Origin of the sequence: Mycobacterium scrofulaceum, assembly GCF_001667885.1 — a bacterium.
In the GTDB taxonomy this organism is placed as follows: domain Bacteria; phylum Actinomycetota; class Actinomycetes; order Mycobacteriales; family Mycobacteriaceae; genus Mycobacterium; species Mycobacterium scrofulaceum_C.
Genome location: NZ_LZJW01000034.1, coordinates 1 through 914 on the forward strand (window position 1 = coordinate 1; position 914 = coordinate 914).

General features: G+C 68.8%; 1 protein-coding gene. It reads left to right on the forward strand.

Annotation, left to right across the window (positions count from 1 at the left end; translation table 11 throughout):
- On the forward strand, positions 1-914 hold a 914-nt coding region (locus tag A5681_RS04245), incomplete at both ends, for a septum formation family protein (protein WP_067269715.1).

The window sequence follows — 914 nt, forward strand, 5'->3', positions numbered from 1 at the left end:
ACACCACCCCGGAATCGGCGAAAATCGTCAGCTGCGCCGATGACCACAAGTTCGAGGTCGCCGAATCGGTCGACATGCGGACGTTCCCCGGCTCCGAGTACGGGCCCAACGCCGCTCCGCCGTCGCCCGCTCGCATCCAGCAGATCACCCAGGAGCAGTGCGAGTCCGCCGCCCGGAACTACCTGGGCCCCAAGTTCGACCCGAACAGCAAGTTCATCGTCAGCCTGCTGTGGCCCGGTGACCGCGCCTGGCGGCAGTCGGGTGAACGCCGCATGCTGTGCGGCCTGCAATTGCCCGGCACCAACAATCAGCAACAGGCCTTCAAGGGCAAGGTCGCCGACGTCGACCAGTCCAAGGTCTGGCCGGCCGGCACCTGCCTGGGGATCGACCCGACCACCAACCAGCCGATCGACGCTCCGGTCGAGTGCGCCGCACCGCACGCGATGGAGGTGACCGGCACGGTCAACCTGGCCGAGAAGTTCCCCGGCGCGCTGCCGGCCGAGGCCGACCAGGACGGGTACATCAAGGATCTGTGCACCAAGATGACGGACGCCTACCTGGCGCCGGTCAAGTTGCGCACCACCACCCTGACGCTGATCTACCCCACCGTGCCGCTGGCCAGTTGGACGGCCGGCAGCCGGGAGGTCGCCTGCAGCATCGGCGCGACGCTGGGCAACGGCGGCTGGGCCACCCTGGTCAACAGCGCCAAGGGCCAGCTGCTGATCAACGGGCAGGCGCCGATCCCGCCCCCCGACATTCCCGAAGAGCGGCTCACCCTCCCGCCGATACCGCTCCAGGTGCCGGCTCAGTCCCCACAGAGCCAGACCAGCCCTACCCCGGAGATCCCGCCGAACAACCAGCACCTCCCGGGTCAGCAGCCGGTCGTGACACCCCAGGCGCCCGAGACCAACTCC